This is a genomic window from Pantoea sp. FN0307 (assembly GCF_050113815.1).
Lineage (GTDB): Bacteria > Pseudomonadota > Gammaproteobacteria > Enterobacterales > Enterobacteriaceae > Mixta > Mixta alhagi.
In genome coordinates this window covers 1437074-1452035 of the sequence record NZ_JBNJSO010000001.1, presented here as the reverse complement: position 1 = coordinate 1452035, position 14962 = coordinate 1437074, and the positions used below count along the sequence as shown (strand labels likewise).

Here is a 14962-nt window from a genome sequence, read left to right as displayed (position 1 = left end):
GCATGACCCGCGTTGTCAAATCAACAGCTAACAGGGCGTCTGACAGCATTTTCAGTACCGGCTTGCGCCAGATCATCTCTTCCGTTCGCATTTCTGGCGATGTCAGGCTATGCATATTAAGGCAATATTTTGTGTAATTACGCTGAGGATGCATGCGTTATGAGAAAATTATTACTGGCGGCAGGATTGCTTACGCTGTTTACATCGTCTGCCCGGAGCGAAACTGAATTTCAAATCACCTGTCCGGGCAGGGCGGTGATGACCATCTCACGTGCACAGCACGGCCTGACCACGCTGATGTGGCCGCAGCGCCATTTCCAGGTCGCCTCGGGTCAGGTGCGACATACGCTGGAAAATGGTGCGAAGGTCGCCATTACTCGTTTTCGCAATGGCGATCGGTTGATCATTAATCAGAGCAGCGGCAAGGTCTGGTTTGCCTATCGCAATACCAATAAGCTGCTGCCCTGTAGCCGTAGCGTTAAACGCGAAGTAGAAGCGATCACCCTGGAGCGGTTTGACGATCGCGGTCATATTGATTCTTAACGCTCTGCTTCCGACGCTGCGTGGGCAGATAATACCGGATGACCGCTGATGCGCAGGCTGGCCTGGCCGCTCGCCACGCTCAGCGTGCCCTGCGCGCCCAGCGGCAGCGTTACCGTCGCCTGGTCATGACCAAAATCGAGCCCGTCGACGATCGGCAGACCGCTAAGCTCGCGCATGCGCTGCCACACGGTTGGAAAGCCGAAGCCGTTATCATAGTCGGAAAGTTTACAGCCGGTGAAGCTGCCAATAATAATCGCCCGCTGGCGCGCCAGGATACCGCACTGATGCAGCTGCAGCAGCATGCGCTCGGTGCGAAACGGATGCTCATTTACATCCTCGATCACCAAAATGCCGTCATCAATATCCGGCATCCACGGCGTGCCGATCAGCGTCATGATCATGGCCAGGTTGCCACCCCATAGCGTGCCGCTCAGCGTCGGCAATGTCGGCGTACTGCTTGCCCAGGTCAGGGTAAACACAGGCGACGTTAACGCCTGCCAGAAGTGGTTCCAGCTAAATTCAGACAACTCCGGCGTGCCAAAATTGCCGCACAGCATCGGCCCGCTGAAAGTGATCAACCCAGACTGCGCCAGCAGCGCCAGCTGCAGCGCGGTAAAATCGCTATGACCGCACAACGCGACCGGCTTGCCCTGTAGCTGTTGTCGCAGGCCGGCGTAATCGATCTGGTCCATTAACCGCGTCACGCCATAACCGCCGCGCACCGCCAGAACAATATCAGGCAGCAGGCTGAGCCGGGCCAGCGCGTTGATATCCTGCAGGCGTTCGGCGTCGCTGCCAGCGAAGCGCTGAAAACGGCGACCGGTTACCGTCTGATTGGTTACCTGATGTCCCGCCTGTTGCAGTCGCTGGATACCCAGCGCGGCGGCAGGCTGATTATGGCAGTAACCGGACGGCGCGATCAGATGGATAGTACGAGGCGTATGCGGGTTCATTAACGGGACTCCTGTTGTTTATCGTCCTGCAGTCCAACTGCGTGATGATGACGAAAAGCGTGACTAAAGTCATCATTTGTCACACTTTATTCAGCAATTCAGATAAGCGGTAATTTTTAAAAGCGAACCGCTAAGTAAGATGGGCGCAGCAATTAGGCTTCGAGGAACCCTACAGCGTGAAAATCAGGATGCTGGTGCTATCGGCACTATTACTGGCAGGCTGTGCCAGTAAAACCACCAACCATACTGCCCAGGAGCGGCAAACGCCCTTAACCAAAGCCGCGCCAGCACACGTTTCGCAAACCTGGTCGATGTTTACGGAAAACGCCGCCAGCCATTATGGCGTTGACGAGCGCTTAATCAGCGCGATTATCAGCGTTGAATCGGGTGGCAATCCTGATGCGGTAAGCCGCTCGAATGCCGTTGGCCTGATGCAAATCAAAGCCTCGACCGCCGGACGTGAAGTCTATCGTGCACAGGGACGTCATGGACAACCTTCAACGCGCGAGCTGCGCGATCCGGCAAAAAACATTGATATCGGCACCGCCTATATCCGTCTGCTACAGCAGCGGGCATTGGCGGGCATTCGTGACCCGGAAACGCTGCGTTACGCCACGATTGTCTCTTATGCTAATGGCGCAGGTGCACTGTTGCGCACCTTTTCGCGTGACCGCGATCGGGCTATCGCCATGATTAATGAGATGTCGCCGGACGAGTTTCGACGCCATGTGCAGACCAGACATCCGGCTGCACAGGCGCCGCGTTACCTGTGGAAAGTGAATACCGTTTATCGCACCATCTGAGGCTGACGGTCAGCCTGCTGGTTATCCTCATCCTCGTTAGACGCCTTTTCCGCCATGTTGAGTTCCGGCAATGTCCCGCCGGTAAACTGAACGTGGCGGATCGGGAAGGCGAAATGCACATCCAGTTCGGCCAGACGCTCCATCAGCTGCAGGTTTATCTCCTGCTGAATATCCATATATTTGTTGTAGTCGGCATCGGTAACAAAATAGATCACTTCATAAGTCAGCTGGGAAACATCAAACGATAAGAAGTGCGCGCGGTCGAAACGGGTTTGTTCAACGCCCTCAATAATCTCTTTAACGATACCGCCAATTTTACGCGCTTTCTCTGCTGGCGTGTTATAGCTGATGCCAAAGCGAAACTGGATGCGGCGTTCCTGCATACGCTTATAGTTGTGAATGGTTTGCTGTAACAGCACCGCGTTAGCGCAAACGATCTGTTCACCGCTGAGGCTGCGAATGCGGGTCGTCTTCAGGCCGATATGCTCAATGGAGCCGGCAATATCGCCGAAAACAATAAAGTCGCCGATTTCAAACGGCTTATCCAGCCCGATAGCCAGCGAGGCGAAAACATCGCTCAGCACGGTTTGAATCGCCAGCGCGACCGCAATACCGCCTACCCCTAAGCTGGCGACCAGCGCAGTAATGTTGACGCCCATGTTTGACAGGATCGCCAGCATCATAATCGCCCAGATAAATATCCGCAGCATAATGCCCAGGATCACCATGGTGACCGGGTTACGCACATGTGTGGGATCGCGCAGCATATTTCTCAGCCACAGGCGGACGCCGCAGTCCAGCCACAGCGCGAACTGCAGCATCAGGGCGATAAACCAGCCGTGAGAAATGTTGCTTTGCCAGGTGGCAGGCAGCTCGATAAATTTAATCGCAATCAGCAGGGAAAAGATAAACAGCAGCAGGCGGCTGGTGGTGCGCAACATCTCAACGGCGATGTTATAAAAGCGCGAGCGGTGATCGTTTTCAAAACGTCCAAGACGGGAGCTGATAAAGCCAATCAGCGAGCGCAGCAACCAGTAAATAATAAATGTGCCGGCAACAACGATAACCGTATTGAACCAGAACGTTTGGTTAAACAGCAGTGACAGATTCCGGTCGGAAAATAGAGTTTCCATCAGGGGAGCTTCTCCTTACGGTTGATTGAGTGGCCTGAAATCAACACTAAGCCTGGCTCAGGCGGATGTCCTTTGCCAGGCGAGAGAAGAAGCACCCTTTAACGAAAGCGCATCGCTTTTTCACGCGCAACGCGTTCAAGAGAGAAAATAATTTGCTGTAGTTGACGCTCCTGCGCGGCGCTCAGCGAGGCAAAACTAAAGCTCAGACGCGGCGTTGAAACCGTCTCATTTTTACTGCTCACGGTAGTGCGGGTGCCCACGTGCAGCAGCTGAGCATCTACCTGAAGCTCGCCATATTCGCCCATATCCAACCGCATGCTGCGCCAGAGATCTCCGCAGACAAGGTTTTCCGGCATGTCGCCTTCCACCAGTACGCCAATGCCGCCCAGGGAAATATCCTGCAAGCGGAAACGCGCCTTGCCGCCTTCAGGCCAGCTGGCATGACAGTAAAAAAGCGGGTCCAGCGGGGCACTAATCCGAAAATATTCACGACGCTGGATCTGCAACAGTTCAGACGGCAGCGGGGTGCTGAAAGCGGGCAGGCCGCCAAAATGCGTCTCGTGCAATTGCTCCAGACTGAATTCGACTTTTGCCCCTTTCATTTCCGCAGTAATGGTCAGGCTGCGCATCTCCAGCGTGACCTGATTATCATAATCGTTACTGCCGTAATCGATTACCAGCAGCTCTTTATCAACGGACAGGATACGGCTAATAAACTGGCCGCGCGCATGGGAAACCATGATCGGCGTACCGTCACGTTCGATGTCGCGCAATACGCCTAACACCGCCAGCGTGCCACGTTTGTAATACTGCTCATTGTCAGGCTCTTTCACTTACTTTCCCGTCCCGGTCTGTTTCCAGATATTTCTGTAATACGCGTTATCTGCTGTTTATCGGCACTGCAACGTAGAAATTTATAGCAGTCGTTGCTTTTTTGGGTAAAAAAACTGCAAAAAGTTATCTCTGAAATCACATAGTTAGAAACCTGTCCTATACTTGTTGCCAGAAGTGTGATGAACAGGTCAGCCGCTCACCGATCTCAGGAGGACTGGGTATGTTTTCGAAAAAAGAAACGCGCGACAGTCTGGAATATGCGCAGGACCGTACACGCGAAGCAGGCAGTGAACTGTGTCGTGAAATGAACAACGTAACGCATCAGGCGTGTACGTATGTAAGAAGTAACCCCTGGGCAGGCGTCGGTGCCGGTGCCGTAGTGGGTCTCATTGTTGGTATGTTAATTAGCCGTAAATAAGAAGGAGTTACAGATGGGAATTCTGTCATGGATCATTTTTGGTTTAATCGCCGGTATTATCGCTAAATGGGTCATGCCGGGTAAAGATGGTGGTGGTATCATTATTACCATTATTCTGGGCATCATCGGTGCCGTAGTCGGCGGCTGGATCAGTACCTTCTTTGGCTTCGGCCGCGTTGATGGCTTCAATTTCGGCAGCTTTGTGGTCGCGGTGATCGGTGCCATCCTGGTGCTGTTTATTTATCGCAAGGTTCGTCATTAAGCTTTAAATACAAAAAGGAGGCTAACGCCTCCTTTTTTTATGTCTGCGATTCCACGTTTTTCATTGGTGTATGCTGTATCAGCGCAAAGGGCTTTCCAGCCAATTCGCCTGCGCCAGTACCCTTAGCAAGCCGACACAGCGTCGCGCCGTCAGAAATCGTAGCCGACGGTGGCGGTAACAGTCCGCTCCGCACCCCAGTAGCAGTTGCCGGTACCGTAACAGGCGGCAACATATTTACGATCGGTGAGGTTATTGGCAGCCACCTGTACCCATGCGCCTTTCAGCTGATGATTCCATACACCCAGATCCGCTTTTACCGAAGCATCAAACAGGGTAACGGAAGGTATGCGGCGGGTATTCGCATTATCCGCCCACTGTTTACCGATATAGCGTACGCCCGCGCCTGCGCTGATGCCGTAATCGAACTGATAATGGCCCCACAGCGATGCCATCTGGTTAGGCGTAATGTAAGGCGTATGCCCATCATTACCATCTACCGTTTCTTTATAACGGACATGGTTAAGCGTATAGCCTGCAATGGTACTCAGGCGAGGCGTAAGCTGATTACGCGCCTCCAGCTCAAGCCCTTGCGAATGGACTTTACCGGCGGGTTCATAATAGCCCAGGTTAACGTTACGGTTAGCCACATCGTTTTGCGTCAAATCATAGGCAGCAATACTATAAAGATCGCTGGTGCCTGGCGGCTGATACTTTAACCCGGCTTCGTACTGTTCTGATGTGGAGGGCTTCAGCAGTTGGCGCGTGTTCTGACCGCTAAATGCCGTTGGCGTAATCCCCTGGCTCCAGCTGATATAGGGCGAAAGGCCATTATCGAACGCATAGAGTAACGAGCTACGGGCGCTGATATAGTCGTCCTGGCGGCGATCCGTATCGCTGCCATTGGTAACAATACGATCATAACGACCAGACAGGTTCAGATGCCACTTATCCCATACCATTTCATCTTGCAGATAAGCGCCGGTTTGGTAATAGCGATGGATCAGCGTGTTATAATTCCGGTCAAACGCATTCAACGTGGTTGTATAGTTTTTTGCATCCAGGGATCCTATGATGCCGAGGTAAGGCAGTTCAGAAATGTTATTTTTATAACGATGATATTCCACACCCATCAGCAAGGTATGGGCAAGCGCGCCGGTAGTGAAATCTGCTTGTAGCTGATTATCAATGGCAAAGGCATCCAGCGAAGAGCGAGAGGAGGAGATACCTTGTTTAAGCGTATTAGTGTTGCCTATCCAGCCGGATTGATAAAGCTGATCGATCTCGACATTCGAATGGGTATAACTTGCATTTGAGCGAAATGCCCAGGTATCGTTAAAGCGATGCGAGAAAGCGTAGCTATAAATCTGTTCACGACGTTTATATTGGTTCGGTGCGCCAGGGCCATCATTAAAACCGGAGCTGAGTTTATAACCGTTGTGTTCATATAAAGAACCATCGGCCGGTACTGAGCCGTGGAAACCACCAGACGGATCTTTCTGCAGATAGGCTTTAAGTAATAATGAGGTATCGCTATCAGGCTGCCATAACAGGGATGGCGAAATAGCGTAGCGTTCTTCGCGCGCATGATCGTATTGCGTATCGCTTTTACGCGTCATACCGGTGAGACGCCAGGCCCACTGATTATTAATGGCATTGGTATAATCAAACGCGGCACCGTTTGTTTCCTGCGTGCCGGTGCTGAGGCGGAAATGACCTTCCTGATTAAATTGCGGAAGTTTGCTGGTCATATTCACTAACCCGCCGGGAATCGTCTGACCATAGGTAGCGGAAGAGGGGCCTTTAATAATATCGACGCGTTCAATAAACCAGGGATCGATTTGCAAAATGTTGTGACTGTTACTGTCACTCATTACGCGCAAACCATCGAGGAAGGTGTTATTGACGTCAGTACCGTGGAAACCGCGCAGGGAAATAGTATCGAAGCGGCTGGCACCACCGGCAAAGTTAGTAAACGCGCCTGGCGTGTAATTTAACGCCTGATTTATATTTATCGCGCCCTGATCTTCCATCTGCTGGCGCGTTACCACCGAAACAGACTGACCGGTAGTAATCAGCGGCTGATCGGTTTTAGTCGCGCCTTTACTGGTTTTAACGGTATAGCCTGAGGTCGGCGAATCGGCAGTTTCAGCAGGTTGCGCAGTGACCGTCAGCGTCTCTTCCGCGATAGATAAGCCCGGGACGGTGAGCGCCAGTGAACAAAGCAGCGCAGAACGTTTCAGGTTAAAAGGCATTCCCATGTGATATCCCTTAAACAGAGTCGAAAAGGCCGCCCGGTAACGGAACGCGGCCAGAGGCAATGTAAGATCATGTAACTGAAAAGACTAATGAGAATTATTATCTTTATCGGTTGACGATTCAAGATGTAATTTATCTGATTATTTCCAGATAATTTGTGAGGATTCAGGGGATTAAAAGGCGAGGACTGGCAGCCCGGCGGTTGCCGGGCTGCCAAAGTTTACTGTGATTTTTTCATATCGCTCACGTTATTACAGGTGACATCTTTCGGGCAGTACATATCCATCAGCTTAAGAGTAACGCCATTGGTCCAGCCAAAGCCGTCCTGCAACGGATATTCACCGCCGCCGCCGCCGCCAAGGTTACCTTCCACCACATATTTCTCCACCAGCTTGTGCTCGCGGTCATAGGTGGCCTGAACGTTATCAAGGAAGCGCATCCCAATCTCTTTCGCCAGCGTCTGTTTGCCGTAGTGATTCAGACCTTCCACCGCGACCCACTGCAGCGGTGCCCAGCCGTTTGGGGCGTCCCACTGCTGACCATTATGCACATTGGTGGTCACCAGACCGCCCGCCTTGACCAACTGTTTTTCAACGGCGGCGGCGGTTTTTGTCGCCTGCTCGTCGCTGGCAACCTGCATATAGAGCGGGAACAGCGCGGCGGCAGTCAGCTGCGTGCGCACGCTGCTGCGTTTCCAGTCATAGTCGGCATACCAGCCGCCTTCCGCATTCCATAAATAGCGATTAATTGCCGCCTGACGTTTTTCCGCCAGTTCCGCATAGCGTTGGCTGTCGCTCTGCTTGTCCGCAACTTTACTGGCGCGTTCCAACGTTTTTTCCAGATGGAACAGCAGGGCGTTCAGATCAACCGGAACAATTTCGGTGGTGCGGATAGTGGAAAGATCTTTCGGGTCGTCAAACCAGCGCGAGCTGAAATCCCAGCCAGACGCCGCGCCGGAGCGCAGATCGCGATAGAGTTCCGCTTTATTGCGCTGTTTGGCTTTTTCCGCCGTGGCGATGTCATCCATATAAGATTCGGTGCGCGGCACATCGCGTGCGTCCCAGTAACGGTTCAGAACGGTGCCATCTTTCAGCTTCACGACGCGCTTGCTGGCATTACCGGCCGCCACGCTTTGGGCGTCCGCCATCCAGTATTGATACTCTTTTTGCAACTGCGGCAGATATTTACTGTAAGTGTTTTCACCGGCGTGCTGCGCCAGCAAATCAACCATCAGGCTAAAAAACGGCGGCTGCGAGCGGCTCAGATAGTAGCTGCGGTTGCCGTTGGGAATGTGGCCATATTTATCCAGCTCATGAGCAAAGTTATCAACCATATTCTGAACGCGGTCCCAGTGGCCGCTTTCCGCCAGACCCAGCATGGTGAAATAGCTGTCCCAGTAGTAAATTTCGCGGAAACGACCGCCCGGCACCACATAAGGTTTTGGCAACGGCAGCAGGGAATCATATTGATTTACTTTATCCGTAGTGCGCGTCAGCACCGGCCACAGGCCGTCGATATGCTCGCGCAGGCTTTGTCCCGCTGGCGGCACATAGGCTTCGCCTTTGCCCGGCAGGGTGAAATTAGCATCGACAAAGCGGCGTAAATCAAAATTGCGCTGGTTTTTTTGCATTTGCCAGTCAGCCAGAATGGACGCCGGATCAAATTTCGGCACCGCATCGGCAAAGGTTTTCTGATCCGGGAAGAACTTCGCTGACTGAACTGCATGATAAAGCGGCCCCAGGCGCACATCCGGCGGCTGCGGTGCCTGAGTCAGCAGGCGTTGATCGTCCGCCGCCTGTGCATAAAAAGATCCCGTTGCCAGCGCGCCGGTAATCAGTAAAGGCAATAACAGTGCGCCTTTCCATTGAGAAGGTACGGCCTTTTTCATCAGTATTCTCCTTGTCCAGACCCGACATGGCCTGTAAGTGTTTGACCATTCAAAAAACTTTAGACGAAATTAAAGAGTTTGCCTGGCGTGAAGTCGGGAAATGTGAGTTGGATTAGGGTTTTAACTTGTACGCCAGGGGTGAGGCGTTACGGGTCTGTTCAGCGGCTGGCTAATCAATAAGCGGTTGATTTTACCCCTGTTAAAGGTTAAAAATTTTTAACTATTGTATCGTGCAGGTTGATTTTTACCTGATACTCGCCCTTGCGGAGAAAGAGATGTCCGTCACGGATTCACTGTTTGCCTTTTCATTTGCCGCATTGCTGTTAACGCTGACACCCGGGCTGGACACAGCACTTATTTTGCGTACTGCAACGGTTGAGGGCAGGAAAAAAGCATTCCAGGCGGCAACTGGCATCAATACCGGCTGTTTTATCTGGGGAGCACTGGTGGCATTGGGACTGGGGGCGTTGCTGGCGGCATCTGAAATAGCTTATAACTTGCTGAAATGGTGTGGCGCGGCCTGGTTATGCTGGTTAGGAATAGGACTCATATTTAAGCCGCGAAGAAAATTGGTCACCTCAGACACGACGAATCCGATTGCAACAAATTGGTTTGTAAAAGGGATGCTGGGTAATGTACTGAATCCCAAAATAGGCGTTTTTTACGTCTCATTTCTGCCGCAGTTTATACCTGCCGGACACTCCCCGGTGCTGTGGACATTCCTGCTGGTATCCATCCATATTGTTATCGGTACGCTGTGGTCAGCGGTATTGATAACGGGAACGCGTTTCGCGTCCGGAATATTAAGAAAACCACGGTTTGTCCAGTGGATGGATCGCGCTACCGGCACCCTTTTTATATTGTTTGCAGCAAAACTGGCGCTGAGTCACCGCTAGCTATTTTTTGGTGGTTTAACGCGGGAAAACGTTCTTCCCCTTACAACCTAAAAGGAGCAAAAAATGATCGTCAGAACCTGGTACGGATATGTCCCGCTCAAACATGCAGACGGTTTCGCCAGATATCTGCAAAAAACCGGCGTTGAGCATTCAACATCAGCACACCATTCACTCCGTTTCTGCCCTGTAGCATGTTCCCGGTCGCCAGCCTGTGGCGCTGACCTGCCTGCGCTATTTCTTATCCTGCTTCTTATGATACTCAATGTAGCCAGACTTCAACTTGCTCAAAGGCTCTATATTTAAAGCAGCCAGGAGAGCCTTGCGTAGGGGGCTCAGTTTTTTATCGGTAATAAATTAAAAACAAAGTGAGGTATCAATGTTAAGCGAGAGGCAAAACGAGCTGGTTAAAGCCACAGTACCGGTACTAAAAGAGAACGGAGAGGCGTTAACGGATTATTTCTATAAGCGCATGTTAAAAAATAATCCTCACCTGAAAGAAACCTTCAACATGGGACATCAACGCAGCGGCGCGCAGGCTAAAGCGCTGGCGGGAGCGGTGCTGGCTTATGCCGAAAATATTGACGATCCCTCGGTATTGATGCCGGTTGTTGAGCTGATTTGCCATAAACATGTCAGCCTGAATATACAGGCTCCCGATTATAATATTGTTGGTGAGAATCTACTGCATTCCATCAGCGAAGTGCTTAACATCCCGATGGATGATGAGCTTATCACCGCCTGGGGCGTGGCCTATCAACAGCTGGCTGACATCTTTATTGCAACTGAAAAGCAACTGTACGAAGAGCGTAAAAATACCATCGGAAGCTGGACCGGCTGGCGAAACTTTATCGTGGATAAAAAGATAAAGGAGAGCGAGGAAATTACTTCGTTTTATCTGGTTCCGCAGGATGGCGGGCCGCTACCTGCTTACAAGCCCGGCCAATATATTACCTTACGGGTAGAGGTTGCGGCGTTGGGTATTAAACAGCCTCGCCAGTACAGTTTGTCCAGCAGCCCCTCTGACCCTTATCTGCGTATCTCGGTTAAGCGCGAAGATCCCCGTACGGAAGGTCAGGATCCGGGTTACGTTTCTTCCACGCTGCATGACGCTGTTAACGAAGGCAGCGTGGTTGAGCTCAGCGCTCCGGCAGGCAACTTTTATTTGCTGAATCCGGATGCCGTTAATGTGCTGATCAGCGCGGGCGTTGGGCTGACGCCAATGATCTCTATGGTTAATCATCTGCTGGCTGAACACACCGATCCCAATGTTAATCCCGCGCTACATGAAGAAAACCAAGCCAGTAATACAGCGTATCGGACGCTGAAAAAAGATATCTATTTTATTCACGCCGCCCGTAGTTCTGAAGTGCATGCGTTGCGTAAAGAGCTGGAAAACCTGGCCAGCCAGAACGACAACCTGCATGTTTTTATTGCCTATGAGAATGTAAAAGAGAGCGAGGTGGCGGGCAAAGATTATCATATGCAGGGAAGGCTGGATTTAAAGGCACTTCCTGTTGGGTATCTGCCCAAAGAGGCGGATTACTATTTATGCGGGCCGATTCCGTTTATGCAGGAGCAGTATCGCGCTTTGATTGCGTTGGGGATCCCGCAGGATAAAATATATAGCGAGGCCTTTGGCACCGGCGGGCTGCATTTATAGCGCCTCGCTGCGTGCTTTATGCGCACAAAAAAAGCCTGAACGTTCACTCAGGCTTTATGCCAATAAAAAAGCCTGAACGTTCACTCAGGCTCTCTCATGAAATATGGCGGTGAGAGGGGGATTGACTCGCTTCGCTCGCCCTGCGGGCAGCCTGTGGCTGTCCAACCGGCTTTGCCGGTTGTCGAACCCGGCGGGGCTTCTCATCACCCCTCTCTGTGGTGCTCTATGCATACAAAAAAGCCTGAACTTTCGCTCAGGCTCTCTCATGAAATATGGCGGTGAGAGGGGGATTGACTCGCTTCGCTCGCCCTGCGGGCAGCCTGTGGCTGTCCAACCGGCTTTGCCGGTTGTCGAACCCGGCGGGGCTTCTCATCACCCCTCTCTGTGGTGCTCTATGCATACAAAAAAGCCTGAACTTTCGCTCAGGCTCTCTTATGAAATATGGCGGTGAGAGGGGGATTCGAACCCCCGATACGTTGCCGTATACACACTTTCCAGGCGTGCTCCTTCAGCCACTCGGACACCTCACCATATTGTCGTCAACAGGCACACTGCTGACCGGCGCTAATGTAGGGATTTTGCCGCGGCGCGTCAATCAACTTTCTGCGCTAAATGATGCGTTTAGTCAGTTTTAAACCACTTCGGCGCGAAAATAAGCGAAAAGCAGGGCAATGAACCCGAATAGCATAAATCATACTGCATAATCAGGGCTGGAGATGCATACTGATGCGCAATTTATGCTTAAAAATCACTGAGGTCAGCTTGAACAATCCAACCAAAGCGCAACCACAGGGGGTTCCGGCTGGAACCAGGGCGCTGTTCTTTATTCAAATTTTCGCAACGCTCGGCTTCGCCGTGCTTTACTCCACGCTGGTGCTCTATGCCACCAAACGCCTCGGCTTCAGCGAAGCGCAGGCCAATGCCACCATGGGCGTTTTCGGCGCATTCAACTACGGTTTGCACCTTTTCGGTGGCTACCTGGGCGGGCGTTTCCTCAGTAACCGTAATTTGTTCGTGCTGGGCATGGTATTACAGGTCATCGGGTGCTGGGTGCTGTCAGGTGAAAGCGCGCAGGGGCTTTACTGGGGGCTGGCGATGTTCCTTACCGGCAGCGGGCTGAATGTCACCTGTATCAATATGATGCTGACCCAGCGCTTTACGCCTGACGATCAACGCCGCGAAAGCGCGTTTTTATGGAACTACGCCGGGATGAACCTGGGGTTCTTTATCGGCTTCACCGGCGCAGGTTATTTTCAGCTTGGCGAGCATTATCAGGCGCTGTTCCTGTTTGCTACCGTGGGTAACGCGCTGGCTATTGTTATCAGCCTGCTGCGCTGGAAAATTCTGGCGGATATTGATACGCCGCTGCTGCATGCCAGCCCGCGTCAATACTGGTTGCGAATGGCAATCGGCCTGGCGGTACTGGTCGTGTTGGTGCCGGTTATTCGCATCATGCTGACGCACGCCGATTTTACCGGCTCTTTTGTTATTGCGCTGGGCGTGCTGATCTTCCTGCTGCTGTGTATTACTACGCTACGCCATCGACCGCGTCACGAGCAGCGCCGCATGTCAGCTTATCTGCTGCTGGCGTTAGGCTCGCTGGTTTTCTGGATGCTTTATCAGCTGGCGCCGATGGGGCTGATGCTGTTCGTAGAACACAACATTAACCTCAACCTCTGGGGAGTGCGTATTGCACCGCAGTGGGTGCAAAACATTAACACGCTGGTGATCGTCATCGGCGGGCCACTGTTGGCCATTGCCTTTAACCGTCTGCGTCAGCGCGGCTGGCGCATCGATATTCCGCTACAGTTTGCCTGCTCGCTGTTCTGTATCGGACTGGGCATGCTGGTTCTGCCGCTGGGCATTATGCTGGCGGGGGGCGACGGCATGGTGGCTTTCAAATGGATCTTCTTCAGCTACCTGCTGCAAAGCATCGGCGAGCTGCTGATTTCGCCAATCGGTTACGCGATGATCGGCAAACTGGCCCCGACGCGCTATCAGGGCATTATGATGGGCTGCTGGATGATGGTCACCGGTGTCGCATCGGTACTGGCGGGCTATGTTTCCGCACTGATGCCGGAAAACAGCGGCAGTAGCGCGCTGCTAACCAATCCTGGCTACAGCCATATCTTCAGCCTGCTGGGCTGGGGCGCAGCGGCGGTTGGTCTGGTGATGCTGTTGCTTATGCCGCTGCTGCGCAGATTGATTCAGTCAACCGCGCCGCAGGCGTAATCGTTTTCAGGCCCGCCCGCCGTGGCGGGCCATACTCTGCAATTTTTTCTTGCCAGCGCCTCCAATTTCCCCGAGCCTTGAGTGAAATAAAAACAAAGGAGGCTCTATGGACATCATTTTTTACCATCCCACCTTTAGCCCGGAAAAATGGCAGCAGGGCCTGCAACAGCAGCTTCCGCAGGCGCGGCTGCGGCTCTGGCAGCCGGGCGACAACGATCACGCCGACTATGCGCTGATGCGCTTCGCGCCAGTTGAAATGCTGCAGGGACGTCGCGGACTAAAGGCAATTTTTGCCATTGGCGCAGGCGTGGATGATATTCTTGGCCTGTTAAAACAGCATCCGGATATGATCGATCCGGCGGTACCGCTGTTCCGTCTGGAGGATACCGGCATGGGCCTGCAAATGCAGGAGTATGCGGTACACACCGTGCTGGGCTGGTTTCGCCGCTTCGACGACTACCGCTTACAGCAGCAGCAGGCGCTCTGGCAGCCGTTGCGCAATTACAAGCGCGAAAACTTTACCATCGGCATTATGGGCGCGGGCGTGCTGGGGCTGAGCGTGGCGGAAAGCCTGAAGCCCTGGGGTTTTCCGCTGCGCTGCTGGAGCCGCTCGCCAAAGCAGCTGACAGGAATTGAAAGCTTTCATGGCGCTGAGCAGATGGCAGACTTTCTTTCCGGCACTCAGGTATTGATTAACCTGTTGCCCAACACGCCGCAAACCCAGGGGATCATCAACCGTGCGCTGCTTGACCAGCTTAATGATGGCGCTTTTGTCATGAATCTGGCGCGCGGGGCGCATGTGGTGGAAGAAGATCTGCTGGCGGCGCTGAATGACAATAAAATCAAGGGCGCAGCGCTGGATGTTTTTGTTAATGAGCCGCTGTCGCCGGATCATCCGTTCTGGCTTCATCCGCGCGTCACGCTGACGCCGCATAATGCCGCGGTAACCCTGCAGGATGAAGCGATACGCTTTATCGCCAGCGCGATTGCGCAACTGGAAGCGGGGCAGCAGCCCGAAGGCCGTGTTGATCTGACGCGCGGTTATTAACTGTAACGATTACGATGGCAGGGCGCGGCCCTTGCC

General features: G+C 52.8%; 13 protein-coding genes, 1 tRNA gene and 1 pseudogene. 9 read left to right on the top strand and 6 right to left on the bottom strand.

Annotation, left to right across the window (positions count from 1 at the left end; translation table 11 throughout):
* Positions 1-159: 159 nt before the first annotated feature.
* Positions 160-543, top strand: a complete 384-nt coding sequence (locus ACQE3Z_RS06810; RefSeq protein WP_426972852.1) for a hypothetical protein — start codon at positions 160-162, stop codon at positions 541-543.
* Here the strand turns inward: ACQE3Z_RS06810 and ldcA are convergent.
* Positions 540-1496: a muramoyltetrapeptide carboxypeptidase gene (ldcA, locus tag ACQE3Z_RS06805; RefSeq protein WP_426972850.1), complete on the bottom strand. Its 957-nt coding sequence runs from the start codon at positions 1494-1496 to the stop codon at positions 540-542. The genes ACQE3Z_RS06810 and ldcA overlap by 4 nt on opposite strands.
* A 188-nt stretch (positions 1497-1684) precedes the next feature.
* On the opposite strand from ldcA, the gene emtA reads away from it, so the two are divergent.
* The gene (gene emtA / locus ACQE3Z_RS06800; protein WP_250652714.1) at positions 1685-2299 is read left to right on the top strand and encodes a membrane-bound lytic murein transglycosylase EmtA; all 615 of its coding nucleotides are present in this window, start codon (positions 1685-1687) and stop codon (positions 2297-2299) included.
* On the opposite strand, the gene ACQE3Z_RS06795 is transcribed toward emtA, so the two are convergent.
* Both ACQE3Z_RS06795 and ACQE3Z_RS06790 read right to left on the bottom strand, forming a co-directional pair.
* Positions 2284-3432 carry a mechanosensitive ion channel family protein gene (locus ACQE3Z_RS06795; RefSeq protein WP_426972849.1) on the bottom strand — a complete coding sequence of 383 codons (1149 nt, stop codon included), beginning with the start codon at positions 3430-3432 and terminating at the stop codon, positions 2284-2286. The two genes, emtA and ACQE3Z_RS06795, sit on opposite strands and share 16 nt — an antisense overlap.
* 98 nt (positions 3433-3530) lie before the next feature.
* Positions 3531-4265 (bottom strand): flagellar brake protein, encoded by a 735-nt coding sequence (locus tag ACQE3Z_RS06790; RefSeq protein ID WP_426972847.1) that lies wholly within the window; start codon positions 4263-4265, stop codon positions 3531-3533.
* 221 nt (positions 4266-4486) lie between these two features.
* Between ACQE3Z_RS06790 and ACQE3Z_RS06785 the strand changes: the two genes are divergently transcribed.
* Both ACQE3Z_RS06785 and ACQE3Z_RS06780 read left to right on the top strand, forming a co-directional pair.
* The gene (locus ACQE3Z_RS06785; RefSeq protein WP_250652492.1) at positions 4487-4684 is read left to right on the top strand and encodes a glycine zipper domain-containing protein; all 198 of its coding nucleotides are present in this window, start codon (positions 4487-4489) and stop codon (positions 4682-4684) included.
* Between the two features lie 13 nt (positions 4685-4697).
* Positions 4698-4946, top strand: a complete 249-nt coding sequence (locus ACQE3Z_RS06780; protein WP_085071937.1) for a GlsB/YeaQ/YmgE family stress response membrane protein — start codon at positions 4698-4700, stop codon at positions 4944-4946.
* A 149-nt stretch (positions 4947-5095) separates the two neighbouring features.
* Here the strand turns inward: ACQE3Z_RS06780 and ACQE3Z_RS06775 are convergent, their stop codons facing one another.
* Both ACQE3Z_RS06775 and treA read right to left on the bottom strand, forming a co-directional pair.
* Positions 5096-7204, bottom strand: a complete 2109-nt coding sequence (locus ACQE3Z_RS06775) for a TonB-dependent siderophore receptor (protein ID WP_426972845.1) — start codon at positions 7202-7204, stop codon at positions 5096-5098.
* Between the two features lie 218 nt (positions 7205-7422).
* Positions 7423-9090: an alpha,alpha-trehalase TreA gene (gene treA / locus ACQE3Z_RS06770; protein WP_426972844.1), complete on the bottom strand. Its 1668-nt coding sequence runs from the start codon at positions 9088-9090 to the stop codon at positions 7423-7425.
* 275 nt (positions 9091-9365) lie between these two features.
* On the opposite strand from treA, the gene ACQE3Z_RS06765 reads away from it, so the two are divergent.
* The 3 genes and pseudogenes from ACQE3Z_RS06765 (at position 9366) to ACQE3Z_RS06755 (ending at position 11646) form a co-directional block, all read left to right on the top strand.
* Positions 9366-9986 (top strand): LysE family translocator, encoded by a 621-nt coding sequence (locus ACQE3Z_RS06765; protein ID WP_426972843.1) that lies wholly within the window; start codon positions 9366-9368, stop codon positions 9984-9986.
* Between the two features lie 63 nt (positions 9987-10049).
* A pseudogene (locus ACQE3Z_RS06760) lies at positions 10050-10139 on the top strand (hypothetical protein); the annotation flags it as partial.
* A 223-nt stretch (positions 10140-10362) separates the two neighbouring features.
* A complete protein-coding gene (locus ACQE3Z_RS06755) occupies positions 10363-11646 on the top strand; it encodes a globin domain-containing protein (RefSeq protein WP_426972842.1) in 1284 nt (427 codons plus the stop codon).
* 442 nt (positions 11647-12088) lie between these two features.
* Here ACQE3Z_RS06755 and ACQE3Z_RS06750 read toward each other — a convergent pair.
* A tRNA-Ser gene (locus ACQE3Z_RS06750) sits at positions 12089-12176 on the bottom strand.
* 232 nt (positions 12177-12408) lie between these two features.
* Here ACQE3Z_RS06750 and ACQE3Z_RS06745 point away from each other — a divergent pair.
* Together ACQE3Z_RS06745 and ghrA are read left to right on the top strand one after the other, a co-directional pair.
* Positions 12409-13878 carry a peptide MFS transporter gene (locus ACQE3Z_RS06745; RefSeq protein WP_426972840.1) on the top strand — a complete coding sequence of 490 codons (1470 nt, stop codon included), beginning with the start codon at positions 12409-12411 and terminating at the stop codon, positions 13876-13878.
* 106 nt (positions 13879-13984) lie between these two features.
* Positions 13985-14926 carry a glyoxylate/hydroxypyruvate reductase GhrA gene (gene ghrA, locus ACQE3Z_RS06740; RefSeq protein WP_426972838.1) on the top strand — a complete coding sequence of 314 codons (942 nt, stop codon included), beginning with the start codon at positions 13985-13987 and terminating at the stop codon, positions 14924-14926.
* Positions 14927-14962 lie beyond the last annotated feature (36 nt).